Origin of the sequence: Pseudomonas sp. P7759 (genome assembly GCF_013386445.1) — a bacterium.
In the GTDB taxonomy this organism is placed as follows: Bacteria; Pseudomonadota; Gammaproteobacteria; order Pseudomonadales; family Pseudomonadaceae; genus Aquipseudomonas; species Aquipseudomonas azotoformans_A.
Genome location: NZ_JACART010000045.1, coordinates 29915 through 54860 on the forward strand (window position 1 = coordinate 29915; position 24946 = coordinate 54860).

Here is a 24946-nt window from a genome sequence, read left to right on the forward strand (position 1 = left end):
ATGCTGTCGCAACAGCCGGTGTTCGTGCGTGCGCAAGGCATCGCAGGGCCGAAGGCTACCGGCTGATAGGGCGTAGGAAGAAGACAATTATCTGCATGGAAAAGACGAATTCCGATTAAACGAAATCATGGAATAAAGCGTCCGGGGAGGGTGTTCTTCTGATGATTTCCCGTGATTCGAACGGCGTTTGCAGGGACTGGCGAGACGTCTGCACATTCCTTCTATCCGGAGCACCTATGACCAACACGTGCATGACCGCGTTATCGTCCACCAAGACCTTCCTGCAACAGAACTTCATGACCGCCAAACGCATTCCTCCAAGCCTTGTGAAGGGGATCAACGTGTTTGACGTCAATAGCCATAAAGCCGGTGGATACCGACTGGCCACCCTGGATAAACCGGGTGATTTCGGCAAGATCGAACGGCCGCTGATGGGGCATTGGGTTCCCCAGGGCGATTACTGCGATATTCCGGTCAATCCAGGCGCGACTGGCTATGTGTTCACGCCGGACTTCAGTGGCTGTTCGATCTTGATCGACCAGCTTGATGAGCTCACGTATCGGGTGTTTCACGTCCAGGGTGGCAGCGACTACTTGAGCAAGGAATACCTCAGTCGTGCTGATGGGCATGGCCTGGGTTTGGCCACCGCGATGACCTTTGACGACTATGGCGAAGCTGCGTATCCACGCGGGTTCGCGTTCATGAAGTTTGAGGAGGAACGCTGGTGGATCTACTTCCAGCGCCAGAATGGCGTGGGGCTGAACTTCGCCAATGGCCAGTTCGCGATGGTCGGTGCTCAAACGGTACGCGGAGGCGGGCGGATACCGGTGCCAAACCTCAAGCGCGAGCCGCCACGCCAGGGTGTGATGCACAGCGGCAAGATCGTGCCGACACCGGCCAGTCAGCTCGCGGAGCTGGAGATCGAAGTCTGGTAGGCGAGGTTTTTGCCCGGCTTGGAAAATAGTCGGGAATAAACCGTTCGGGTCGGTTGTTCATCCTGCAGACGCTGATAACCAGCCGCTACCGACGGACTTCAACATGATTGAGCAGACGCTTCTTGACCCTTCTTCTGGCAGGCGAAAAATGAGTGACACCGATCCTGATGCCATCACCCGACGTAATCGTCTGGCGCTGCTGGTCGTGCAAGTGATCGGCCTGATTGTGTTGGTGATCTGTGCGGTCGACGCGCAGCGGGCACAGGCACAGGACTTGCCGGAACCGCCCAATGGCGCGGCCAAGCAAGTGTTGATGACCGTGCGGGCTGCCGGCGTACAGATCTACACCTGTGCCCGCGATAACAAGGGTCAACTTGCCTGGCAGTTTCGTGAGCCGCTTGCCACGCTGATGATCAATGGCAAGACCGTTGGCCGACACTTTGCCGGGCCCACCTGGCAACTGGATGATCGCAGCGCGGTGGTCGGCAAGGTCATTGCCCAGGCGCCGGGGGCGGGTGCCCAGGATATTTCGCTGCTGCGCCTTGACGTGGTGAGCCATCAGGGCGACGGCGGGCTCGCACAAGTGGTTGCGGTGGAACGTCTGCATACCTTGGGCGGCGTATTCAGCGGTAGTTGTGCCCAGGTCGGTGAACTGCACCTGGAACCCTACAGTGCCGATTACCGCTTTCTCGGCCAATAGCTTCATTCCGGGCCCTTCGGCTCAGTAATACCCCTCGAATTGAATTCATGTCTCGCGCCGATTGCCCTCGGCGTGCGGCAACGCTGTGCCTGTTACACCCCTAAAAAACCTAGGAGCTCTGCATATGATCACGCGTTTACTTGCCGCTACGGCACTGACTGTTGTTGCTTCAACCGGCGCACAGGCGGCGGATGCCTATTCGTCCGAAGGCCCTACCGACTGGACCGGCTTCTACGGCGGCTTGAGTGCCGGCTACGGCTTTGGTGGCGACGGCGATGTCGACACCAAGGGCCAGGCCGCACCGAACATTGCCAACATCAACGGCGGTGCACGCCCTGGCCGTGTGGACCTGGACCGCAACGGCCTCTTAGGCGGCATACAGTTCGGCTACAACTACCAGTTCGGCCAGTGGGTGGCCGGTATCGAAGCGGACATCTCTCATACCGACCTGCAAGACAGCCGAAACATCGGCACCGCCCAACTCAACACCCGCTTGGCGCTGAACAACAGATTCGAATCGAAGATCAAATACCTTGGCACCCTGCGCGGTCGCTTCGGTTATGCGTTCGACCACACCTTGGTCTATGGTACGGCCGGTCTGGCCTATGGCGAAACCAGCCAGAGCGTCGACATGTTCGGCCCCACAGGCAATACCCAGTTCAGCGGCGACCAGAGCCATTTCAAAATGGGGTACACGGTGGGAGCTGGTATCGAACAGGCCATCACCAAGAACCTGTCGTTCAAGACCGAATACCTGTACTACGACCTGGGTGAAGACAAGCTGAACGTCGCTGTGATTCCGGGCAGCGGTGGAGCAGGGACTGGGTATGATTCCAAGTTCAAGAACGATGGGCAGATGCTGCGTGTTGGGTTGAACTGGAAGTTTGACTGACGTTGGAGCCTCAAGCGCAGAGGCTTTCAGCGTGCATCGGGCGCGCGGGGCGGTGTTGATGCAATTGGCCCTGTCGCGTCTTGCGGGTTTTGCGGGTATGGACCGCGTTCCAGAGAGTGAAGTCGAACTGTGTGGCGGAGACGACATTTTCCTGGATCAGTGTGATGGGCGGCGGGTTGGCTGCAGTTGAGTAGTGAGTATTCAGTGTGATCTCCAGTGTGTCTTTGTCTCGGTACCCACTGAGTATGGGAATCAGCGTGAAGGCATGATCGACACCTTCGGACTCGGTCGGTGTACCGGCGAACAGTACGACTCCGACATAAACCTTGCGATCGTTCAAGCTGAACATGCACGGCATGCACTGCACGATGGACTCTCTCAGCAAGACTCTGAAAGGCGTGCCCTCAAGGACACCCAGCGCCAGCAGCGAGTGGAGCTGGACGTCTGTTTCCAGTTGCAATATTTTCTTCTTCGCGCCCACATAGAACGCCGACCAGAAGAAAGGAATTACCAGGGCCGTCAGGCCAACCTGCATCAGGAAAACCCACAGCGTACCGTTTTTTTCGCTGGCAATATCAAGCTGCACCAATAGCGTGCCCAAGTAGCTGCTGTAGTCTGTTGCAATGACGTGCCCCATGATCGGGACCGCCTGCTTTGACACTGCCAGAACGGCTGCAGTCAGGAGGGTCGAGACGATCAGGCAAGTCATCCCCATTCTGGCCACCTGCAAATAGAGCAGTTGTCCTTGGAAGCGGTGCAGGCGTACGTAGAAAAAGGGGTGCCTGATGCAGACCATGTATCCGCTGACCAGCAAGGGGACGATGATCAGCAAGCCCATGAATGATCAGCCTCCATTTTACGTAGTTGCTCCATGGCGTCCTTGTAACCCTGCGACTCCAAGACTTCAGCGGCGTCCAAGCCGATACCTCCGTATACGACTTTCCAGGTTTTACGGGACTTGACCTCTTTCGCACGCTCCCACTCATCCTGGGTCGGCTTCCCGAACAACAAATGCAATAACGACATGGCGACATCCTCGAAGAGAAGTAGCCATTTTTATAGCAAGCGAAAGGGGCCTTCACCATTGATGGCCGCCTTGCCACTGTCGCCAGTTCCCGTAGGAAACGTCTCCATTTGTATGGGTGGCCTAAAATGTCGGCGGTGTAATCACCCAGATCACCACGGTTTCTACCTTGCCAGGGTTGCCGTACCGATGGGGCTCACGGCTGGCGAAGCTGAAACTGTCACCGGCCTGCAGCAGGAAGTGTCGCTCACCCACCCACAACTCGAACCGGCCGCTCAGTACGTATCCCGCTTCTTCGCCTTCATGGCTGTAGCTTTGCTGGCTATAGGTGCCGGGCGGGAAGCTTGATTGCAGCATTTCCAGTTGGTGGTTGGGCAACGGCGTCAGCAATTGGTCGACGATGCCGTCTTCGTAGTGAATGCTTTGACGGTTATCTTTGCGCACCACATAGCCTTCGTCCTCGACAGCGGGCACGGTTTCGCTGGCGAAGAACCACTGAAGAGTCACGCCCAGGCTTCGGGCAATATTGAACAGTGCCGCAATTGATGGATACGCCAGGTTACGCTCCAACTGGCTGAGATAGCCGGCGGTCAATTCGCTGGCCTGCGCCAGGGCCGTGAGAGTCAGGCCACGCGCCTTGCGCAGCCCACGAATGCGTGTGCCGAGAAACAGTTGCTGGGGATTGTCTGTCACAGGTTCCACGCTACCTTGAGTCCTTCGTAGATCGCCTCTTCGGCGGTGCGCGGGGCCAGGCAGTCGCCGATGCGATCAAAGGGCACCAAGCCTTGCAACTCCGCGCCCAGAGTGTCCACCGGCTGGTGGCCCTGGCACAACACCAGGGTGTCGATATTCTCCAGCAGCATTGGCTCGCCGCTGGCGGTGTGTTGCAGGTAGACCGTGGTGTCATCGCAGCCGTATAGGCGGGCGTAAGGGATGATCGGGATGCCCAGCCGATGCAGTTCGCCAGCCAATTGATCACGTACATACAGCGGCAGGTTTTCTCCACAGTGCGTGCCATTGACCGCCAGGTGCACCTGGTGGCCGGCGCGCATCAGGCGCTCAGCAATACCGGGGCCGATCCAGTCGCAACGCCAGTCGACGACCACCACCGAGCGGCCCAACGTGACCTGCTCGCGCAGCACCTGCCACGCGTCCACCACTTGCAGTTCGCCGCCGTGTTCGAAGGCTGGCCAATAGGGCTCGGCACCGGTGGCGATAATCACATGATCGGGCTGTTCCTGTTCCACCAGCGCACGGTCGACCCGGGTATGGCGCACCAACCGTACGCCCGCCAGTTCCATTTCACGTTGCAGGTTGGTACTGGCCCCGCCGAATTCGCTGCGCCGTGGCAGCAGTTGGGCCAGCAACACTTGCCCGCCCAATTGCCCGCTGGCTTCGTATAGCGTCACATCATGCCCGCGTTGCGCGGCGACTGCCGCTGCTTTCATGCCTGCCGGGCCACCACCCACCACCATGATGCGTTTGGTCTTCACTGCCTGTTGCAATTCACCAAACACCCGCTCGCGGCCGGTCTCGGGATGCTGGATACAGGAGATCGGCAGTCCCTTGTGAAAATGGCCGATGCAGGCTTGATTGCAGGCGATGCACGCTCGTACATCTTCGGCACGGCCCTCAAGGGTCTTGGCCGGCATCAGTGGATCGCAGATCAACGCACGCGTCATGCCGCAGACATCGGCCTGGCCCCGCGCCAATATCAGCTCGGCTTCCTGGGGTTGGTTGATACGCCCGGTGACGAACAGCGGAATCGACAGACTGGCCTTGAACGTCGCCGCCTCGTTGGCGAGGTACGCGGCGGCAATCGCCATGGGTGGCACGATATGGATCGCGCCGCCGAGTGACGCTGATGTACCTGCGACGATATGCACGTAATCCAGCTGGGTTTGCAGGTGTTGAACGGCTTCCAGGGACTCGTTTTCAGTGAGCCCTTCGGGATCGCGTTCATCGGCAGAAATACGCAGCCCGATAATGAACTGTTCGTCGGTGGCGGCCCTCACGGCTTCGATGATTTCCCTCAAGAACTTCATTCGATGCTCAAGAGAACCGTTGTAATCATCGGTACGCCGGTTTACCCGAGGATTGAGAAACTGCGCTGGCAGATACCCATGGCTGGCGACCACCTCAACCCCATCGATCCCGGCCTCATGCAAGCGCCTCGCTGCCGATGCATAACCCGCGACAATCTCGTTGATCATCGCCTGGTCCAGCGCTCGTGGCATCACGCGAAAGCGTTCATTGGGTACCCCTGACGCCGAATACGCCACGGCGAGCAGACCATCGGCGGACTCCATGATTTCGCGTCCAGGATGGAAGATCTGCGACAGCACCATAGTGCCGTGGGCGTGACAGGTCTCGGCCAGTTCGCGGTAGCCGTCAATGCAGCTGTCGTCGGTCGCCATCAGCACATGGGAGGTATACCGCGCACTGTCATGCACCCCGGCCACCTGTAGCACGATCAACCCCACGCCGCCCTCGGCACGTGCGCGGTGATAGGCGATCAACTGCGCATTGACCCGGTTATCGGTGGGCATAGAGGTGTCATGCCCGCTGGACATGATGCGGTTTTTCAGGCGTTTGCCACGCAGTTCCAGCGGTTCGAACAGATGGGGAAAGGTCGGGTGCGACATGGTGCAGAGACTCCAGGCGCTGTTATTGTTATTTTTCTATAGGAGGCGAGCGCCAGTAAAAAATCAACTTGTTTTTTTACTGGCGACTGGATTAGCGTCGCCTTCATCAACCCCGTGCCTGGAGAATAAAAATGACTCACTCCACCGAACAGCAGCTGCGTGAACAGCTCGCCGCCTGCTACCGATTGATTGCGCACTACCGCATGAGCGATCTGATTTTCACGCATATTTCGGTGCGCATCCCGGGGCCCGAGCATCACTTCCTGATCAATCCCTACGGGCTGATGTTCGACGAAATCACTGCATCAAGCCTGGTGAAGATCGGCCTGGACGGTCACGCCGTGGAGCCCTCGGCTTACGCGGTCAACCCGGCGGGCTTCGTGATTCACAGCGCGATTCATGGCGCCCGCGAAGACGCCCAGTGCGTGCTGCACACCCACACCCGTGCCGGCTGTGCGGTGGCGGCCTTGGAGTGCGGGTTGTTGCCGGTCAACCAGATATCCATGGAGTTCTACGGCAAGGTGGCCTACCACGACTACGAAGGCGTGGCCCTGGACATGGATGAGCAGCAGCGGCTGGTGCGGGACCTGGGCGACAAGCCGGTGCTGATGCTGCGCAACCATGGTTTGCTGACGGTGGGCGAGACGGTCAGCCAGGCGTTCCTGCGCATGTATTACCTGGAAAAGGCCTGCGATATCCAGATCGCCGCCCAGGCGTGCGGCCAGCTGGTGCTGCCGTCCGCCGAGGTCTGCGCCTACACCGAGCAGCAATTCAACAACCCTGGGCGACCGCTGGAAGAGGGTGAGTTGGTCGACTTGGACGCCATGCAACTGGCCTGGGCGGCGTTGCTGCGGATGCTGGATCGGGTGTCGCCGGGCTATCGCGACTGAGGTAGAGTCGTGCTGCCGACTCAATCGTAGGAATTTGCCGCATGACCCAGGAATCCCGTTTTTCCCGGATGGACCCGGAAGTGCGCAAGGCCAATCTGGTCCAGGCCACACTCACGTGTCTCAAGCGTGATGGTTTCCAGGGGGCGTCGATCCGCAAGATCAGCGCCGAGGCCGGGGTGTCGGTGGGGCTGATCAGCCATCACTATTCGGGCAAGGATGAGCTGGTGGCGGAGGCCTACCGCACCATCACCGACCAGGTCATGAGCCTGCTGCGCGAAACCATGGCCAAGGCGCCGCCGAACCCGCGGGAGCGTCTGTCGGCGTTGTTCCGTGGCTCGTTTTCCGCCGAATTGCTCGACCCGCACCTGCTGGATGCCTGGCTGGTGTTCTGGGGCGCGGTCAAGACCGCGCCGGCGATCAACCTGGCTCACGAACACTCCTATGGCGAGTACCGCACCATCATGCGTTCGGCCCTGACCGACATGGCCAGGGAGGAGGGCTGGAAGCACTTCGACGCCGATCTGGCCGCCATCGGCTTGAGCGCGCTGCTCGACGGGTTGTGGCTGGAGTCGGGGCTCAACCCCGGCACGTTCACACCGGAGCAGGGTATCCAGATCTGCGAAGCCTGGGTCGATGGCCTGCAGGCCGGTGGTCGCCAGCGTTATCAGCTCAAGCCCTGAGCCTTCTGCGGCCGCCTGAACGCAAGGTTCAGGTCGGCCATTTCTCCTTCTGAAAATATTTGCAGTTTGCCGATTGCCTTCTTACTGAACACTTGTTTAGTATCGCCTCATGTCGCACCCCTCAAGCCAACTAAAATAATTCGAGGAAGCCATGACTAACGATTCGCCCGTGCTCACTCAAGTGCAAGCTGGCGTTGCCTGGATCACCCTTAACCGTGGCCCACAGCGCAACGCCTTGGACATTCCCACCCTCAAGCACCTGCACGCCTTGCTCGATGCCTTCAACACCGACCCTGCGGTGCGTGTTGTGGTGTTGACCGGCAACGGTCGCAGTTTCTGCGCCGGGGCCGACCTGGCTGAGTGGGCCGACGCCGAAGCCCGTGGCGCCCTCGAAACCTACGGCTGGACCGAAACCGCCCACGCCTTGATGACCCGCCTGCACAGCCTCGACAAACCGACGATTGCCGCCATCAACGGCACCGCCGTCGGCGCGGGCATGGACCTGACGCTGTGCTGCGACCTGCGCGTCGCCGGTCAATCGGCGCGCTTCAAGGCCGGCTACACCAGCATGGCCTATTCGCCCGACGCTGGCGCCAGTTGGCACTTGCCGCGCCTGATCGGCAGCGAGCAAGCCAAGCGCCTGCTGTTCCTTGACGAGCTATGGAGCGCCGACCGCGCCCTGGCTGCCGGCCTGGTCGGTGAAGTGGTCGCGGATGATCAACTGCACGCCCACACCGCCGAACTCGCCACGCGCCTGGCCAACGGCCCGACCTTCGCCTTCGCCCAGACCAAGACCCTCATCCGTGAAGGCGCCGAGCGCAGCCTGCCCGAGCAACTGCAGGCCGAACTGGCCGCTGGCCTGTTGTGCGGACGCAGTGCCGATGGCGCCGAAGCCTTGCGTGCTTCCCTGGAAAAACGCCTCCCGAATTTCTCCGGCCAATAACAACAACACCCCGAACAGGTAGCGCCATGAATTTCCAACTCAGCCAAGAACAAGACATGTTGGTGGACGCGGTACGCAGTTTTGTTGCCAAGGAATTGTTGCCCCATGAAGAGGCGGTAGACCGTGCCGATGAGGTCTCGCCGGAGCTGGCTGCGCAGATTCGCGACAAGGCGATTGCTGCCGGTTTCTACGCCTTCAACATGCCGGAAGAGGTGGGTGGTGGTGGCCTGGACTACCTGTCCCAGGCGCTGATCGAGCGTGAGTTGTCCAACGTTTCCTGGGCGTTGCATGTGTTTGTCGCGCGGCCCTCCAAGATCCTGATGGCGTGCACGGGCTCACAGATTGGCGACTACCTGTTGCCCTGTGTGCAAGGCAAGAAAATCGACTGTTTTGCCCTGACCGAACCCGGCGCCGGTTCCGACGCCAATGCCATCAAGACCCGCGCCGTGCGCAGTGGCGATGACTTCGTGATCAACGGCAGCAAGCACTTCATCAGCCACGCCGGACACGCTGATTTCGCCATCGTGTTTGCGGTCACGGATACCTACGAACACAACGGCCGACAGCGCAACGCGGTGACTTCGTTCCTGGTGGATCGGGGTACGCCTGGCATGACCATCCGCCGTGGCCCCAAGTGCGTGAGCAACCGGGGTTATCACACCTATGAAATGTTCTTCGACGACTGCCGCGTCCCGGCGTCCAAGGTACTGGGCGAAGTGGGCAAAGGCTGGGAAGTGGCCAACGCCTGGCTCACCGCTGGCCGTGTGATGGTGGCCGCCAACTGCGTCGGCCAGGCCCAGCGCGCGCTGGATGTGTCGTTGCAATGGGCGGCGGACCGCAAACAGTTCGGCCAGCCGATCGGCACCTACCAAGGCGTGAGTTTCAAGCTGGCCGACATGGCCACGCAGATTCGTGCCGCTGAACTGCTGACCCTGCACACCGCCTGGAAAATGGACCAAGGCAGCATGACCGACGGCGAGGCCGGCATGGCCAAGCTGTTTGCCAGCGAAACCCTAGGCAAGGTTGCCGATGAGGCGGTGCAGATTTTCGGCGGCATGGGCTTGATGGATGAGGGGCCGGTTGAACGCATCTGGCGCAATGCGCGGATCGAACGGATCTGGGAAGGTACGTCGGAAATCCAGCGCCATATCATCGCCCGTGAACTGTTGCGGCCACTGTTGCGCTAAGCGGCGAGGAGAGCGTATGTCCCAGGCTATTCGCGACAACCTCAAGCGCCTGCTGGCGCCCCGGCACCTGGCATTCGTGGGTGGACGCAGCATGGCGCGCGCGCTCAAGCGCTGCGCCGACGGCGGTTTTACCGGGCCGATGTGGCTGGTCAACCCGCAACATGACAGCCTCGATGGCATCCCCTGTGTGCGCCGCGTGGCCGATTTACCCTGTGGGCCGGATGCGGTGTTTATCGCCACCAACCGAGAGTTGACGCTGACCTGCGTGGCTGAACTGGCCGCTATCGGCACCGGTGGCGCGATTTGCTACGCCTCCGGTTTTGCCGAAACCGGCGCCAGCGGCGCCGCCATGCAGCAGCAGCTATCAAGGGCTGCGGGCGATATGGCCTTGCTCGGCCCCAATTGCTATGGCCTGCTGGATTACCTGCACAGCGCGGCCCTATGGCCGGTGGCCCACGGCGGCAAGTCGGTGGAGAAGGGCGTGGCGGTGCTCACCCAGAGCGGCAACTTCGCCTACAACCTGTCGATGAGCGACCGTTCGCTGCCGGTGGCCTACATGGCTTCGGTGGGTAACCAGGCACAACTGGGCGTTGCCGAATTGATGGATGTGTTGCTCGACGAGCCGCGCGTCACCGCCATCGGCCTGCACCTGGAAGGCTTGAAGAATGTGCCCGGTTTTGCCCGAGCAGCGCACAAGGCGCTGGAGAAAGGTATTCCGATCATTGCGCTGAAAACCGGCGTGTCGCAGATCGGCGCCGAACTGGCCTTGAGTCACACCAGTTCGTTGTCCGGCTCCGACGCGCTGTACGACAGCCTGTTTGCGCGCCTGGGCGTGATCCGTGTGAGCGGGCCGGTGAGTTTTGTCGAAACCCTCAAGGCGGCCGCCTGCGGCAATCTTCCTGCGGGCAATCGGCTGATTGCACTGGCCTGTTCGGGTGGCGATGCGGGGCTGATTGCCGACTATGCCGAACGCAATCATCTGGCCTTGCCGAAACTGGACGAAGAGCAACGTGCTGAACTGGCCCAGGTGCTGCCCAGCTACGCCAACCTGGTCAACCCGCTGGACTTCACCACCGCTATCTGGGGCGACCGTGATGCCCTGAACACGATGCTCGACACCGCACTACGAACCGACGCCGATGCCGCCATGCTGGTGCTGGATTACCCGGCCGAGTTCACCGGCGAGCGCAAGGAGTGCGACCTGTTGCTGGAGCTGTTTTGTGCAGCGCTCGGCCGGCATGGCAAGACCGGATTTGTCACCTCGGCATTTCCCGAACTGTTGCCGGCCCATGCCCGCGAGCGTCTGCATGCTCAGGGGATCGCCGCGCTGCAAGGCGTAGAGGATGCACTGGCGGCTTGGGGGCGGATTGCCGACTACCAAAGCAACCGGCGCGTGTTGCTGGAGCGAGGCGAGTCGATCCTCGAGCCCTTGTGCCCAAAAGCCCTGGATGACAGCGGCGCAGCTTTGGACGAGTGGACTTCCAAGCAAGCCCTGCGTGCGTTCGGCTTGACCACACCCGCTGGTGTGCTGAGTACGCCGGGAAGGGCGGTCAGTGATGCAGAACTGCTCGGCTATCCGTTGGTGCTCAAGGCGGTCAGCGCGCAGTTGCCGCACAAGACCGAGGCCGGGGCCGTGGTGCTGAACCTGCAGAACGGCATGGCCCTGACCGCCGCACTTGAGCAGATGCGCGAGCATCTTTCGGCTTATGTGCCGCATGTCGTTTTCGATCAATTGCTGTTGGAGTCGATGGCGACGCCGCCATTGGCCGAGTTGATCGTGGGCATCAAGCGCGAAAACAACTTTGGCCTGGCCCTGGTCATCGGTGCCGGCGGCATTCTGGTGGAGCTGCTCAAGGATAGCCGCAGCCTGTTGTTGCCGACCACCGACAGTGCCATCCGCAACGCCTTGCTCAGCCTGCGCAGTGCCGCGTTATTGCAGGGTTTTCGCGGGCGTGAAGTGGCGGATCTGGAGGCGCTGGTGGCGGCCATCCGGGCCGTGGCCGACTACGCCTGCGCCAATGCCGGGCAATTGCTGGAGCTGGATGTGAACCCATTGTTGGTCAATGCCCAGGGCGCGATGGCGGTCGATGCGTTGATCCGTCTAGGAGATGAACATGCACGATAACACCCTGACCGGCGGCCAGGCCCTGGTGCGGTTGCTGGCCAATTATGGCGTCGACACGGTCTTTGGCATTCCCGGTGTGCACACCCTGGAGCTGTATCGCGGCCTGCCCGGCAGCGGCATTCGCCATGTGCTCACGCGGCATGAGCAAGGTGCCGGCTTTATGGCTGACGGCTACGCGCGGGTCAGCGGCAAGCCGGGGGTGTGTTTTGTGATCACCGGTCCCGGCGTGACCAATGCCGCCACCGCGATTGGCCAGGCGTACGCTGATTCCATTCCGATGCTGGTGATTTCCAGCGTCAACAGCACCGCCAGCCTCGGCAAAGGTTGGGGCATCCTGCATGAGACCCAGGACCAGCGCGCCATTACGGCGCCTATCACCGCGTTTTCGGCGGTGGCACTGAGCACCGAGGATTTGCCTGAATTGGTCGCCCGCGCCTACGCGGTGTTCGACAGCGAGCGACCCCGTCCGGTGCATATCTCGGTGCCGCTGGATGTGTTGGCGGCGCCGATCCTGCGCGACTGGAGCAATGAGGTCGTACGCCGCCCTGGTCGTGGCTTGCCGTCCGCTGAAGCCTTGGATCAGGCTGCATCCAAGCTCGCGACGGCCAAGCGACCCATGATCATTGCCGGTGGCGGTGCATTGGCGGCGGGCGAGGCTTTGCAGCGCTTGAGCACTCAGTTGGCGGCGCCGCTCTTCACCAGCGTGGCCGGCAAGGGTTTACTGCCCTTCAATGATCCGCTGAATGCCGGTTCCACCCTGTGCGTCGAACCCGGATGGCAACTGATCAGCGAGGCGGATGTGGTGCTGGCGGTCGGCACGGAAATGGCCGACACCGACTATTGGCGTGAGCGTTTGCCGCTCAACGGCGAGTTGTTGAGGGTGGATATCGATGCACGCAAATTCAATGATTTCTACCCCTGTGTCGTGGCGCTCAAAGGCGATGCACAGCAGACCGTGCTGGCCTTGCTGGAGCGCCTGCCGGCCACAGCGCGCGACGCTGAAGCCGCCGTCTCGACAGTGAGGGCGTTGTTGCAGGCAGTCGAGTTGGGGCACGGCCCCTTGCAGTCCATCCACCAAGCCATTCTCGACCGTATCGAAGCCGAATTGCCGGCCAATGCCTTTATCAGCAGCGACATGACCCAACTGGCCTACACCGGCAATTACGCCTACCGCAGCCGTGCGCCGCGCAGCTGGTTGCATCCTACCGGCTACGGCACCTTGGGCTACGGCCTGCCCGCAGGTATCGGCGCCAAGTTTGGCGCGCCACAGCGGCCGGGCCTGGTGCTGGTGGGCGACGGTGGTTTCCTTTACACCGCCCAGGAACTGGCGACTGCCGTGGAGGAACTGGACAGCCCGTTGGTGGTGCTGTTGTGGAACAACGACGCGCTTGGCCAGATTCGCGATGACATGTTGAGCCTCGATATCGAGCCCATCGGCGTGCTGCCGCGCAACCCGGATTTCGCGCTGTTCGCCCAGGCGTTCGGTTGCACCGTGAACCAGCCCCGCACCCTGGATGAATTGCAGACGGACCTGCGCAACGCGTTCAAACGCAATGGCGTGACGTTGATCGAGTTGAAACATGCCTGTGCCTGTTGACCTTTAGAGAGACAAGACCATGAGCGAAAACAACAAGAAAATGACTCAAGCGATGCACCGCCGCGACTTCCTCAAACACAGCGCCGTGGCTGGCGCGGTGGCCGCGGCGTTTTCCATGGGCTTGCCGTTTCAGGCCTTTGCCGCAGACGCCACGCCCAAACCGGGCGGCGTGTTGCGCCTGGGCCTGGCCGGTGGCAGCACCACTGATTCCCGCGATCCGGGTTCCTGGGTTGATACCTTCACCTTTGTCGGTTTCTCGGCGGTGTACAACACCCTCACGGAAATCGCGGTGGACGGCAGCGCGATTCCCGAATTGGCCGAGCGCTTTGAATCCACGCCCGATGCGCGGGTGTGGACCTTCCACTTGCGCCCCGGCGTGACCTTCCACAACGGCAAAAGCTTGACCGCCGACGACGTGGTGGTCTCGATCAATCACCACTTGGACGCCAAGTCCACCTCCGCCGCCAAGACCGTGCTGGGCGATGTCGCCAGCGTGACCGCCCAGGGCAGCGATGCGGTGGTGTTCGAGTTGCATTCGGGTAACGCCGACTTTGCGTATGTCGTCGCTGATTACCACTTGGTGATCATGCCCGCCAAGGACGGCGTGGCGGACTGGCAAGCCGGTGTGGGCACCAGCGGCTATCGCCTGAAAAGCTTCGAACCCGGTGTGCGCATGGACCTGGAACGCAACCCAGACTATTGGAAACCCGGCCGCGCGCACTTCGCCAGCGCCGAATTGCTTGCCATTGCCGACGGCGCCGCGCGGGTCAATGCGCTGGTCACCGGGCAGGTGGATGTGATCAACAAGGTCGACCTGAAAACCGTGGCGCTGCTCAAGCGCAACCCCGGCCTGGTGATCGAAGAAATCAAGGGCGCGCAGCACTACACCTTCCCGATGCTGTGCGACAGCAACGAATTCAAGAACAACGACATCCGCATGGCCATGAAGCATGCGATCAACCGCGAGACGTTGTTGGCCTCCGTGCTGCATGGCTACGGCCTGGTGGGCAACGACCACCCGATCCAGCCCGGCAGTCGCTTTATCAATGCGGCCCTCGAGCAGCGCACATACGACCCGGACAAGTCGCGTTTCTACCTGCGCAAGGCCGGTGTGGAGTCGCTCAAGGTGCGCCTGCAGGCTTCCGACGCGGCCTACACCGGTGCGGTGGACGCCTCGGTATTGTTCAAGGAACAGGCGCGCCAGGCCGGTATCGACATCGATGTGGTGCGTGAACCGGCCGATGGGTTCTTCTCCAACGTATGGATGAAGCAGCCTTTCACCACCTCGTTCTGGTACAGCAGCCTGACCGCCGACCGCATGTTCAGCATCGGCTACGCCAAAGGCGCGGCGTGGAATGAAACCCATTGGGACAACCCGCGTTTCAACCAACTGCTCAACGCCGCCCGTGGCGAGATGAACGCGCCGTTGCGCCAGGAGATGTACAACGAAATGCAGGCCCTGTGCCGGGATGATGGCGGCGCGATTGTACCGCTGTTTGCCAGCTCGGTGGCGGCGCGTTCGAACAAGGTCAGCCACGGGCCGCTGACCGCGCCCTATGGTGAGTTGGATGGGCTGCGGCTGATCGAGCGGTGGTGGCAGGCCTGAGGAGTGGCACCATGAATAGCCTGTTGAAGCTGGTCCTGCAGCGCCTGGCCCTGGGTGTGCTGTCGTTGTTCGCCGTGTCGGTGATCATCTTTCTCGCCGTGGGCATGCTGCCGGGGGATATTGCCCAGGCTATGCTCGGGCAGTCTGCCACGCCGGAAACCGTGGCGGCATTTCGGGCGCAGCTGGGCCTGGATCTGCCGCCGTTCACGCGTTTTGCCCAATGGCTGCTGCGCCTGCTGCACGGTGACCTGGGTGCGTCGCTGGCCAATCAGCGACCGATTGCCGATTTGATCGGTGCGCGATTGGGCAACACCCTGAGCCTGGCTGCATTGGCGGCATTGGTCTCGGTGCCCACGGCGCTGGTGCTGGGCATGCTGGCGGCGCTGTACCGCAACAGCTGGTTCGATCGCCTGCTCAATACCTCGGCGTTGAGCGCGGTGTCGTTTCCGGAGTTCTTCGTCGCCTACCTGCTGATCCTGGTGTTCTCGGTGAAACTCGGCTGGTTCCCCAGCCTGTCCAACCTGGCGCCGGATGCCACCTTTGGCACGATTTTGGAACGCTCGGTGCTGCCGGTGGCAACCCTGAGCCTGGTGGTGATCGCGCAGATGATGCGCATGACCCGCGCGTCCCTGATCAACTTGCTCGCCAGCCCCTATATCGAAATGGCTCGCCTGAAGGGCATCCGCCAGTCGCGGATTATCTGGCGGCATGCGCTGCCCAACGCGCTGGCGCCGATCGTCAACGTGATCGCGCTGAACCTGGCGTATCTGGTGGTGGGGGTGGTGGTGGTCGAAGTGGTGTTTGTCTATCCGGGCCTCGGCCAGTTGCTGGTGGACTCGGTGTCCAAGCGCGACATCCCGGTGGTGCAGGCGTGCAGCCTGATCTTTGCCGCCACTTATATCCTGCTCAATACCGGGGCGGACGTGTTGTCCATCGCCAGCAACCCACGCCTGATGCATCCCAAGGGGTAGTCCATGAACCTGTTGAGCCAAGTGGCCCGTGCGCCGTTGAGCGCCAAGTTCGGCCTGCTGATCATTCTGTTGTACATCGCGGTGGCTGTGTTTGCGCCGTTGCTGGCGCCCTATGGCGAGACCCAGGTGGTGGGCGAGGGTTTTGCGCCCTGGAGCGGCCAGTTCCTGTTGGGCACCGATAACCTGGGGCGCGACATGTTCAGTCGTTTGGTCTACGGCGCGCGCAACACGCTGGGCATTGCTTTCCTGACCACCACGTTGGCGTTTTTGCTGGGTGGCTTGAGCGGCTTGGTGGCGGCGATCAAGGGCGGCTGGATCGACCAGGGTTTGTCGCGGGTGGTGGATGTGCTGATGGCGATCCCGCAGCTGATCTTCGCCTTGTTGATTCTGAGCGTTGTGGGCACCAACGCCACGTCGCTGGTGTTGGTGATTGCCTTGCTGGATTCGACGCGGGTGTTTCGCTTGTCCCGTGCCGTGGCAATGACCGTGGTGGTGCAGGATTTTGTCGAAGCCGCCCGCCTGCGTGGCGAAGGCCTGTGGTGGCTGGTTACCCGCGAAGTGTTACCCAACGCCGCCGCGCCGCTGATTGCCGAATTCGGCCTGCGCTTCTGCTTTGTGTTCCTGTTCATCAGCGCGTTGTCGTTCCTCGGCCTGGGCATTCAGCCGCCCACTGCGGACTGGGGCAGCATGGTGCGTGACAACGCGGTGTTGATCACCTTTGGCGACATCAGCCCGTTGCTGCCGGCCCTGGCGGTGGCGTTGATCACCGTCAGCGTGAATTTTGTCGTCGACTGGATGCTGCATAAATCCAGCGGCCTGAAGGAGTGTTGAGGATGGACAAGCCATTGCTGGAAATCCGCAACCTGCAGATCGAAGGGCATTACGAAGACGCCTGGCATCCGCTGATCAAGGGCATTGACCTGACCCTGCAACGCGGCGAGGTGCTGGGTTTGATCGGTGAGTCGGGGGCGGGTAAATCCACCCTGGGGCTGGCGGTGATGGGGTATGCGCGGGACGGTTGCCGCATCACCGGTGGTTCGGTGTGTTTTGACGGTATCCAGTTATTGCAGGCCAGGCCCGAGGCGCTGCGCAAATTGCGTGGCCTGCGCATTGCCTATGTGGCACAGAGCGCGGCGGCGTCGTTCAACCCCGCGCATCGCCTGATCGACCAGCATGTGGAGACGGCGGTGATCAACGGTGGCATTGATCGAGCCCAGGCCGAGCGTGAGGCGGTGGAACTGTACCGTGTGTTGCGCCTGCCCAACCCGGAAACCATCGGCCAACGGTATCCCCATCAAGTCTCTGGTGGGCAGCTGCAGCGGGTCATGACGGCGATGGCCATGGCCTGCCACCCGGACCTGATCATCTTCGACGAGCCCACCACGGCCCTCGACGTGACCACACAGATCGAAGTGCTGGCGGCGATCCGCGATGCCGTGAAAACCTACGGCAGCGCCGCCCTCTATATCAGCCACGACCTGGCGGTGGTGGCGCAGATGGCCGATCGCATCATGGTGTTGCGCCATGGCAAGCTGGTGGAAGAGGCGGACACCCGCAGCATGCTCAGCCAGCCGCAGCAGGACTACACCAAATCCCTATGGGCGGTGCGCAGTTTTCGCACCGAACCCAAGGCCTGTCCGGACCAGCAAGTGCCGTTGTTGGAGGTGCATCAAGTGAGCGCCAGTTATGGGCATCAGCCGGTGCTGCATGACGTGTCGATGAAGCTCTATCGCGGCCAGACCCTGGCGGTGATCGGCGAGTCGGGCAGCGGCAAGAGCTCCACGGCGCGTCTGATCACCGGACTGCTGCCGGCCACGGCGGGGCAGGTGCTGTATGACGGCGAGGCATTGCCGGCCGACTTTCGTCAGCGAAGCAAGGAGCAATTGCGGCGGATCCAGATGATCTACCAGATCCCCGACACCGCGCTGAACCCGCGCCAGCGCATCGTCGACATTATCGGGCGGCCACTGACGTTTTACCTGGGCCTGAAGGGCAAGGCGATGCGCGCTCGCGTTGCCGAGTTGCTGGAGATGATCGAGTTGGACCCGGCGGTATTCATGGAGCGCCAACCGAGGGAGTTGTCCGGCGGCCAGAAGCAGCGCATCTGCATCGCCCGCGCCTTGGCGGCCGACCCGCAACTGATCATCTGCGATGAAGTCACTTCGGCCCTGGATCAGCTGGTGGCCGAGGGCGTGCTGAAGTTGCTCAACCGCCTCCAGCAGCAACTGGGCGTGGCCTATCTGTTTATCACCCATGACGTCGCCACCGTGCGTGCCATTGCCGATGAGGTGGTGGTGATGCAGCGGGGCAGGGTGGTGGATCAGGGCAGCCGCAGCGCGATTTTCACCCCGCCGTACCAGGACTACACCGGGCTGCTGTTTTCATCGGAGCCCGAGATGGACCCGGATTGGCTCGATCACTTGCTGGCCCAACGGGCGGCGCATACCGTTTGAGGAGTTTGTATGAAGGTTCTGATTGTTCACGCCCACCCTGAGCCACAGTCATTCACTGCGGCCTTGCGCGATCAGGCGGTGGCCACGCTGGAGGGTCAGGGGCATGAGGTAAAGATCAGTGATTTGTACGCCATGCAGTGGAACCCGGTGGCGTCGGCAGCGGACTTTTCGACGCGGGAAAATCCCGAGTATCTGGTGTACGCCCTGGAGCAGCGCCTGGGGGTGAAGAAGCAGTCGATCGCTGCGGACATCCAGGGCGAGTTGGACAAGCTGCTGTGGGCAGATCTGCTGATCCTCAACTTTCCGATTTTCTGGTTCTCGGCGCCGGCCATGCTCAAGGGGTGGATCGACCGGGTGCTGGTGTCGGGTGTGTGTTACGGCGGCAAGCGCTTTTACGATCAAGGCGGGCTGGCAGGCAAGCGCGCGATGGTCACGGTGACCCTGGGCGGGCGCGAGCATATGTTCGGTGAGGGCGCGATTCATGGGCCGCTGGAGGACATGTTGCGGCCAATTCTGCGCGGCACGTTGGCGTATGTGGGGTATGACGTGCTGCCACCGTTTGTGGCGTGGCATGTGCCGTACATCAGCGACGAGGCACGGCGGGATTTCCTGGTGGGGTATGAGCAGCGGCTGCAAGGGCTGGCGGACGAGCAGCCCTTGGTGTTTCCGAAGCTTGAGCAGTTTGATGAGGCGCTGTACCCAATTCCCTGAGCTGAATACAGTTCAAATGTGGAGCGGGCTTGCTCGCGAAAGCGGTGGATCAGCCAGTACATTTGGCACTGATAGACCCCATTCGCGAGCAAGCCCGCTCCCACATTTTGATCTTCACATGCCTGATGATTTAGCGTTGTTTCCGCAATCTTTCGGCGGCACTGCGCAGCAGTTGCTCGGTGCCACTCCAGCCCAGGCAGCCATCGGTGATCGACACACCGTACTTCATCGACGCACTCAACGGCTGGCAGCCTTCGAACAGATGGCTTTCAAGCATCATGCCGATCAGCGAGGTGTCGCCCTGCAACCGCTGTTCCAGCACCTCGTTGAACACCGCCGGTTGGCGCAGCGGGTCTTTGCCGCTATTGGCGTGGCTGCAATCGACCATGATGCGCGCCGCTACCTTGGACTTGGCCAGATCGTGCTTCACCTGCGCCACGCTTTGCGCATCGTAGTTCGGCCCACGGTGCCCGCCGCGCAGTACCAGGTGCGTGTCGGGGTTGCCTGGGGTCTGGATGATCGCCGGGTGGCCCTGGCTGTCGACGCCGAAGTGACGGTGCGGATGGGACGCCGAGCGCATCGCGTCACAGGCAATCGCGACACCGCCGTCGGTGCCGTTCTTGAAGCCTACGGGCATGCCCAGGCCGCTGGCCATTTCGCGGTGGATCTGCGATTCGGTGGTGCGCGCGCCAATCGCGACCCAACTGAGCAGGTCATCGAAGTAGCCGGCAGCCATGGGTTGCAGCAGTTCGGTGGCGACCGGCAGGCCCAGGCGCAGCATTTCGCGCATCAGTTCGCGGGACAGGGTGAGGCCGGCGGCCATGTCATCACTGCCGTCCAGGTGAGGATCGTAGGCCAGGCCTTTCCAGCCGATGGTGGTGCGCGGTTTTTCGACGTAGGCGCGGATCACCAGCAGCATCTGGTCGCTGACTTCAAGTGCGAGTTTCTTCAGGTTGCGCGCGTATTCCATGGCCGATTCCGGATCGTGGATCGAGCACGGGCCGACAATCACCAGCAGACGTGAATCTTCGCCATTGAGGATGGCGCGCACGGCTTGGCGATGGGCGTGGACTTGTTCGTTGAGGAACGGGCTCAGGGGCAGTTGGTGCTTGAGCTCAAGGGAGCTGGGCAGGCGCTGGGTCAGGGCTTCGTTGGCGCTGGTCAGTGCAGAGATCGGCAGAGCGGCGGTGGCAGAGTTCATATTCAAGGCTTCCTGGGCAAGCGGCGGGCTGTTCCCGCGCGCTCTGCCCTACTGGGGTGTTCGACAATTGGCCGTATGGGCTACGTGTGTTGGCTTGCCACCAAGAGGTGACCGATCGGAGGCGGCAGGCTGTCCCGAGCGGAGCTGGCTAAATCGCCATGCGGTGGAAGTGTCGTAGCGGTAATAGGTGGCGTAGTTCATGTCGTGTGTCCTTTAAGTGTTCTTCAAAAAGTTTTAGAGGCTGAAAAAACAAAACCCCCGGTCGGGGAGCCGACCGGGGGTTAGATTTCTCTGGTAGGCGACCCCTTGAGTAGTGGGCGCCGATTTCAGGTATCAGGCGCGCCAGTGGCTAAACCAATACCCAAAATAAAAGCTGACAGGTGCGCTCGAACCGTTCACACGGGTAGCCGACACCGAGCGCGTGGCGCTGGTAGCAGGGCAAACCTGGGTGTGGGTGAGTTGCAACATGGTGTGTCTCCAAATGATGGGCAGAGCTTACTCGACGCGCACAGGTGGTTTCAATCAGAAATTTCTATTGTCGTGGGGTACTTACGACTATGAGGTGCATGCCGATATGCTGTGGAGACTCTCATTGGAATGGACACGGACACATGGCGTTTCACTTACGCGCAGCCACGGACCTGGACCTGCCGTTCGCCCGAACACTGACCATCGAGGCCATGAGCCGCTACTACCAGCAATACGACCTGATGTGGTCCAACGATGGCTTCGATGTCGCTTGGGCCGGCCGTGAAAACTGGCTGATCTGCAACGATGATGCGGTGATGGGCTTTATCAGCCTGAGCCGCGACAGCCGCGCACTCTACATCCGAGAGCTGCATATGCTCGAAACGTGTCGTGGATTGGGCGCGGGCAGTTGGGTGTTGGAACAGATGGCACTCAAGGCACAGGCGCTGGGCCTGTTGCGCTTGACCGTGTTCAAGACCAACCCGGCCAGGCGGCTCTATCAGCGCATGGGGTTGAGCATTGTCGGTGAGGAAGACTGCTTCTGGCGCATGGAGCGTGCCTGCCAATCAAGCTAAACCATGCACTCAATCCTAATAAGCGCATACTGACTTCAGGAGACGACTTCCTGATCGTTGTTTTGGCCATCTGCCTCAGCAAGGATGATCCCTTCTTTCATGCCCAGAAGGACCGCCACCTTATGGGCCTCTCCACGCCGTCCCTTTTTGCGCCCAGCGAGCACTTGATAGGTGGTTGCCGGATCAACGCCATGTTCGCGTGCGAACGCTTGAACTGACTTTCCTTGATGTTCCAGCCAGGCTTTGGCTTGTGCAGCAGTACGGATTCCGGGCATAGTTCAAAACCGTTCAAATTCGTTTAACGAAGAGATGAGTGTGTCACCTCTTGGGGTGTGCCAACTAGGATCATACATCCAAATGAGTGGAATCGGTTCGCGTTTGAGGCAAGAAAGAGAGCGACTTGGCCTGTCGCAAAAAGTGTTTGGTGAAATCGGCGGCGTTGAAGCCAACGCCCAAGGTAAATATGAAAGTGGAGGGCGTGCGCCTAAAGCGGACTATTTATCCCGTGTCGCTGAAAGAGGTGTGGATGTGTTGTACGTGTTGACCGGTACGGCAACACCGATCCAATTGGAGAACCTGAGCCACATCGAAGAGAAAGTGTTGGGCGATTACCGCGCCATGTTCAAGGAAGACCAGGATGCGATCCGCCGCCTGACGTCGACCTTGGCCGAACATTCCGGTTCGCTGAATGGAAAAATCAAGCCGCAGCCCCAGGATTCCTGACCCGCTGCCCAGCAAATAGAGCCGTCCACCCCTCGGTGGGCGGCTGCTGTGCGTTCAAACACTATATATATGACGCTTGCAGCTAGGTCTGCGCCTTGGTTTTTTGCTAAGGTGTTCAGCAACCTATAAGACCATATCGCGAGGTGTCTGCTTGATTAGGGTGCTAGTAGTCGATGACCATGATCTCGTTCGTACAGGTATTACACGAATGCTGGCTGACATCGATGGCCTGCAAGTAGTCGGCCAGGCCGAGTCCGGGGAAGAGTCCCTGATCAAGGCTCGAGAGTTGAAACCCGATGTGGTGTTGATGGACGTCAAGATGCCCGGTATCGGCGGTCTAGGCGCCACGACCAAGTTATTGCGCAGCCATCCGGACATCAAGGTCGTGGTGGTGACAGTGTGCGAAGAAGACCCGTTCCCGACTCGCCTCTTGCAGGCGGGCGCAGCCGGTTACCTGACTAAAGGTGCAGGCCTGGCGGAAATGGTGCAAGCCATTCGCCTGGTCTTTGCCGGCCAGCGCTACATCAGCCCGCAGATTGCCCAGCAATTGGCGATCAAGTCCTTCCAACCCGTCAGCGACTCACCGTTCGATGCGCTGTCGGAGCGGGAAATCCAGATCGCCTTGATGATCGTCGGCTGCCAAAAGGTGCAGACGATCTCCGACAAGCTGTGCCTGTCGCCCAAGACCGTCAACACCTACCGCTATCGCATTTTCGAGAAGCTCGCCATCAGCAGTGATGTTGAATTGACCCTGCTCGCGGTGCGCCACGGCATGGTGGACGCCAGCGCCTGACATGAGCACACCGTTTGATCCCAGTGCCTTTCTCTCGACCTGCAGCGGCCGCCCTGGCGTGTACCGCATGTTCGACAGCGAGGCGCGCCTGCTGTATGTCGGCAAAGCCAAGAACCTGAAGAACCGCCTGGCGAGCTACTTTCGCAAGACCGGTCTCGCGCCGAAAACCGCTGCGCTGGTGGCGCGTATCGCCCAGGTCGAAACCACCATTACCGCCAATGAAACCGAAGCGCTGCTGCTTGAGCAGACGCTGATCAAGGAGTGGCGGCCGCCCTATAACATCCTGCTGCGTGACGATAAGTCCTACCCCTACGTGTTTTTATCCGACGGCAACTTCCCACGCCTGAGTATTCACCGGGGTGCGAAGAAGCAGAAGGGCAAGTATTTCGGGCCGTACCCTAGCGCTGGCGCGATCCGTGAAAGCCTGAGCCTGCTGCAAAAGACGTTTTTTGTGCGCCAGTGCGAAGACAGTTTCTACAAGAACCGCACCCGGCCGTGCCTGCAATACCAGATCAAACGTTGCAAGGCACCCTGTGTGGGCCTGGTCGAACCGCAGGAGTACGCCGAAGATGTACGCCATTCGGTGATGTTCCTCGAAGGGCGTAGCAACGCCCTCACCGATGAACTCTCCGGCGCGATGGAGCAGGCCGCCAGCACCCTGGATTTTGAAAAGGCCGCTGAACTGCGCGACCAGATCTCGCTGCTGCGCCGTGTGCAGGACCAGCAAAGCATGGAAGGCGGCACCGGCGACGTGGACGTGATCGCGTCCTTCGTCAATCCAGGTGGCGCTTGTGTGCACCTGATCAGCGTGCGTGGCGGTCGGGTGCTAGGCAGCAAGAACTTTTTCCCGCAGACCGGTATTGACGAGGACGTGGCCGAAGTCATGGCCGCCTTCCTTGGCCAGTATTACGTCAGCAGTCCCGAGCGCGACCTGCCGTCGGAGCTGATCGTCAACGTGGTGCATGAAGATTTCCCCACGCTGATCGAGGCGATCCACGAATTGCGCGGCCGCGAGCTGGACATCAGCCACCGCGTACGTGGCACCCGTGCCCGTTGGCAGCAACTGGCCGTGACCAACGCCGAACAGGCCCTGGGCGCACGCCTGGCCAATCGACAGCATGTCGCCGCACGCTTTGACGCCCTGGCTGAAGTCCTCAACCTGGACGAACCACCGCAGCGCCTGGAGTGCTACGACATCAGCCACTCCAGCGGCGAAGCTACCGTGGCATCTTGCGTAGTGTTCGGGCCGGAAGGGCCGATCAAAGCCGATTACCGTCGCTATAACATCGAAGGTGTTACCGCCGGCGATGATTATGCCGCCATGCACCAGGCGTTGACGCGACGCTTCAGCAAGCTGAAGGACGGCGAGGGCAAGTTACCGGATATCCTGCTGGTGGACGGCGGCAAGGGCCAGCTGTCCATGGCCCGCGACGTGCTCAACGAGCTGGCGGTGCCCGATCTGATCCTGCTCGGCGTGGCCAAGGGCGCCACGCGCAAGGCCGGTTTCGAAACGTTGTACTTGAATGACGCCGCCCATGAGTTCACCTTGAAGGGCGACTCACCTGCGCTGCACCTGATTCAACAGATTCGAGACGAAGCCCACCGTTTCGCCATTACCGGCCACCGCGCCCGTCGCGGCAAAACCCGGCGAACCTCAACCCTAGAAGGGGTGGCGGGGGTCGGGCCGACACGACGACGCGACTTGCTTAAACATTTTGGTGGCTTGCAAGAGCTATCCCGTGCCAGCATTGACGAAATAGCCAAAGCACCCGGTATCAGTAAAAAGCTCGCTGAGTTGATTTATGCAAATCTGCACAGCGAATAGAA

Annotated in this window: 24 protein-coding genes; 18 read left to right on the forward strand and 6 right to left on the reverse strand. The window is 60.9% G+C overall.

The features are described from left to right. The first annotated feature begins 236 nt into the window (after window positions 1-236). The 3 genes from HX823_RS25425 to HX823_RS25435 all read left to right on the forward strand — a co-directional run bounded on the left by HX823_RS25425 (window position 237) and on the right by HX823_RS25435 (window position 2527). Window positions 237-935: a hypothetical protein gene (locus HX823_RS25425; RefSeq protein ID WP_038851347.1), complete on the forward strand. Its 699-nt coding sequence runs from the start codon at window positions 237-239 to the stop codon at window positions 933-935. 148 nt (window positions 936-1083) lie between these two features. Next, window positions 1084-1635 (forward strand): DUF3455 domain-containing protein, encoded by a 552-nt coding sequence (locus HX823_RS25430; RefSeq protein ID WP_177077227.1) that lies wholly within the window; start codon window positions 1084-1086, stop codon window positions 1633-1635. Between the two features lie 124 nt (window positions 1636-1759). After that, window positions 1760-2527, forward strand: coding sequence for an outer membrane protein (locus HX823_RS25435; protein ID WP_038851349.1), 768 nt, complete (start codon window positions 1760-1762; stop codon window positions 2525-2527). A 10-nt stretch (window positions 2528-2537) separates the two neighbouring features. Here HX823_RS25435 and HX823_RS25440 read toward each other — a convergent pair whose 3' ends face one another. The 4 genes from HX823_RS25440 to HX823_RS25455 form a co-directional block, all read right to left on the reverse strand. Beyond that, window positions 2538-3365 (reverse strand): hypothetical protein, encoded by an 828-nt coding sequence (locus HX823_RS25440; RefSeq protein ID WP_177077229.1) that lies wholly within the window; start codon window positions 3363-3365, stop codon window positions 2538-2540. After that, window positions 3353-3553, reverse strand: coding sequence for a hypothetical protein (locus tag HX823_RS25445; protein WP_016977387.1), 201 nt, complete (start codon window positions 3551-3553; stop codon window positions 3353-3355). Before HX823_RS25445 ends, HX823_RS25440 begins: the two co-directional genes overlap by 13 nt. Window positions 3554-3674: 121 nt before the next feature. Then, window positions 3675-4253 (reverse strand): cupin domain-containing protein, encoded by a 579-nt coding sequence (locus HX823_RS25450; protein ID WP_038851353.1) that lies wholly within the window; start codon window positions 4251-4253, stop codon window positions 3675-3677. Next, complete coding sequence (locus tag HX823_RS25455; RefSeq protein WP_177077231.1) at window positions 4241-6196, reverse strand: FAD-dependent oxidoreductase; 1956 nt, start codon at window positions 6194-6196, stop codon at window positions 4241-4243. The genes HX823_RS25450 and HX823_RS25455 overlap by 13 nt, the downstream gene beginning before the upstream one ends. 131 nt (window positions 6197-6327) lie before the next feature. Here HX823_RS25455 and HX823_RS25460 point away from each other — a divergent pair, with 131 nt between their 5' ends. From HX823_RS25460 to HX823_RS25510, 11 genes are all read left to right on the forward strand, one after another. Next, entirely contained in the window at window positions 6328-7086 is a 759-nt protein-coding gene (locus HX823_RS25460) for a class II aldolase/adducin family protein (protein ID WP_177077233.1), read from the forward strand. A gap of 41 nt (window positions 7087-7127) precedes the next feature. Continuing rightward, on the forward strand, window positions 7128-7766 hold the full coding sequence (locus tag HX823_RS25465) for a TetR family transcriptional regulator C-terminal domain-containing protein (RefSeq protein ID WP_038851358.1): 639 nt from the start codon (window positions 7128-7130) through the stop codon (window positions 7764-7766). Between the two features lie 151 nt (window positions 7767-7917). Continuing rightward, window positions 7918-8709, forward strand: a complete 792-nt coding sequence (locus HX823_RS25470) for an enoyl-CoA hydratase/isomerase family protein (RefSeq protein ID WP_177077235.1) — start codon at window positions 7918-7920, stop codon at window positions 8707-8709. Between the two features lie 26 nt (window positions 8710-8735). Beyond that, window positions 8736-9896, forward strand: a complete 1161-nt coding sequence (locus HX823_RS25475; protein WP_038851362.1) for an acyl-CoA dehydrogenase family protein — start codon at window positions 8736-8738, stop codon at window positions 9894-9896. A 16-nt stretch (window positions 9897-9912) separates the two neighbouring features. After that, on the forward strand, window positions 9913-12021 hold the full coding sequence (locus HX823_RS25480; protein ID WP_177077237.1) for an acetate--CoA ligase family protein: 2109 nt from the start codon (window positions 9913-9915) through the stop codon (window positions 12019-12021). Beyond that, window positions 12011-13618, forward strand: coding sequence for a 5-guanidino-2-oxopentanoate decarboxylase (locus HX823_RS25485; RefSeq protein ID WP_177077239.1), 1608 nt, complete (start codon window positions 12011-12013; stop codon window positions 13616-13618). Before HX823_RS25480 ends, HX823_RS25485 begins: the two co-directional genes overlap by 11 nt. Window positions 13619-13637: 19 nt before the next feature. Continuing rightward, a complete protein-coding gene (locus HX823_RS25490; protein ID WP_177077241.1) occupies window positions 13638-15224 on the forward strand; it encodes an ABC transporter substrate-binding protein in 1587 nt (528 codons plus the stop codon). Between the two features lie 11 nt (window positions 15225-15235). After that, a complete protein-coding gene (locus HX823_RS25495) occupies window positions 15236-16195 on the forward strand; it encodes an ABC transporter permease (RefSeq protein ID WP_095017575.1) in 960 nt (319 codons plus the stop codon). Window positions 16196-16198: 3 nt separating this feature from the next. Beyond that, a complete protein-coding gene (locus HX823_RS25500; RefSeq protein ID WP_028619646.1) occupies window positions 16199-17026 on the forward strand; it encodes an ABC transporter permease in 828 nt (275 codons plus the stop codon). 2 nt (window positions 17027-17028) lie between these two features. Beyond that, entirely contained in the window at window positions 17029-18648 is a 1620-nt protein-coding gene (locus tag HX823_RS25505) for an ABC transporter ATP-binding protein (RefSeq protein ID WP_177077243.1), read from the forward strand. A gap of 9 nt (window positions 18649-18657) precedes the next feature. Then, a complete protein-coding gene (locus tag HX823_RS25510) occupies window positions 18658-19359 on the forward strand; it encodes an NAD(P)H-dependent oxidoreductase (protein ID WP_177077245.1) in 702 nt (233 codons plus the stop codon). 130 nt (window positions 19360-19489) lie between these two features. Here HX823_RS25510 and HX823_RS25515 read toward each other — a convergent pair whose 3' ends face one another. After that, window positions 19490-20560 (reverse strand): 3-deoxy-7-phosphoheptulonate synthase, encoded by a 1071-nt coding sequence (locus tag HX823_RS25515; protein ID WP_177077247.1) that lies wholly within the window; start codon window positions 20558-20560, stop codon window positions 19490-19492. Between the two features lie 611 nt (window positions 20561-21171). On the opposite strand from HX823_RS25515, the gene HX823_RS25520 reads away from it, so the two are divergent. After that, window positions 21172-21603: a GNAT family N-acetyltransferase gene (locus HX823_RS25520; RefSeq protein ID WP_177077249.1), complete on the forward strand. Its 432-nt coding sequence runs from the start codon at window positions 21172-21174 to the stop codon at window positions 21601-21603. 35 nt (window positions 21604-21638) lie between these two features. On the opposite strand, the gene HX823_RS25525 is transcribed toward HX823_RS25520, so the two are convergent. Next, the gene (locus HX823_RS25525) at window positions 21639-21878 is read right to left on the reverse strand and encodes a DNA-binding protein (RefSeq protein WP_038851376.1); all 240 of its coding nucleotides are present in this window, start codon (window positions 21876-21878) and stop codon (window positions 21639-21641) included. Between the two features lie 82 nt (window positions 21879-21960). Here HX823_RS25525 and HX823_RS25530 point away from each other — a divergent pair, with 82 nt between their 5' ends. The 3 genes from HX823_RS25530 to uvrC all read left to right on the forward strand — a co-directional run bounded on the left by HX823_RS25530 (window position 21961) and on the right by uvrC (window position 24944). After that, complete coding sequence (locus HX823_RS25530) at window positions 21961-22326, forward strand: helix-turn-helix domain-containing protein (protein ID WP_033902122.1); 366 nt, start codon at window positions 21961-21963, stop codon at window positions 22324-22326. A 151-nt stretch (window positions 22327-22477) separates the two neighbouring features. After that, window positions 22478-23119: a UvrY/SirA/GacA family response regulator transcription factor gene (gene uvrY, locus HX823_RS25535; RefSeq protein ID WP_032886613.1), complete on the forward strand. Its 642-nt coding sequence runs from the start codon at window positions 22478-22480 to the stop codon at window positions 23117-23119. Window position 23120: 1 nt separating this feature from the next. Further along, window positions 23121-24944 (forward strand): excinuclease ABC subunit UvrC, encoded by a 1824-nt coding sequence (uvrC, locus tag HX823_RS25540; protein ID WP_177077251.1) that lies wholly within the window; start codon window positions 23121-23123, stop codon window positions 24942-24944. Window positions 24945-24946: the final 2 nt, after the last annotated feature.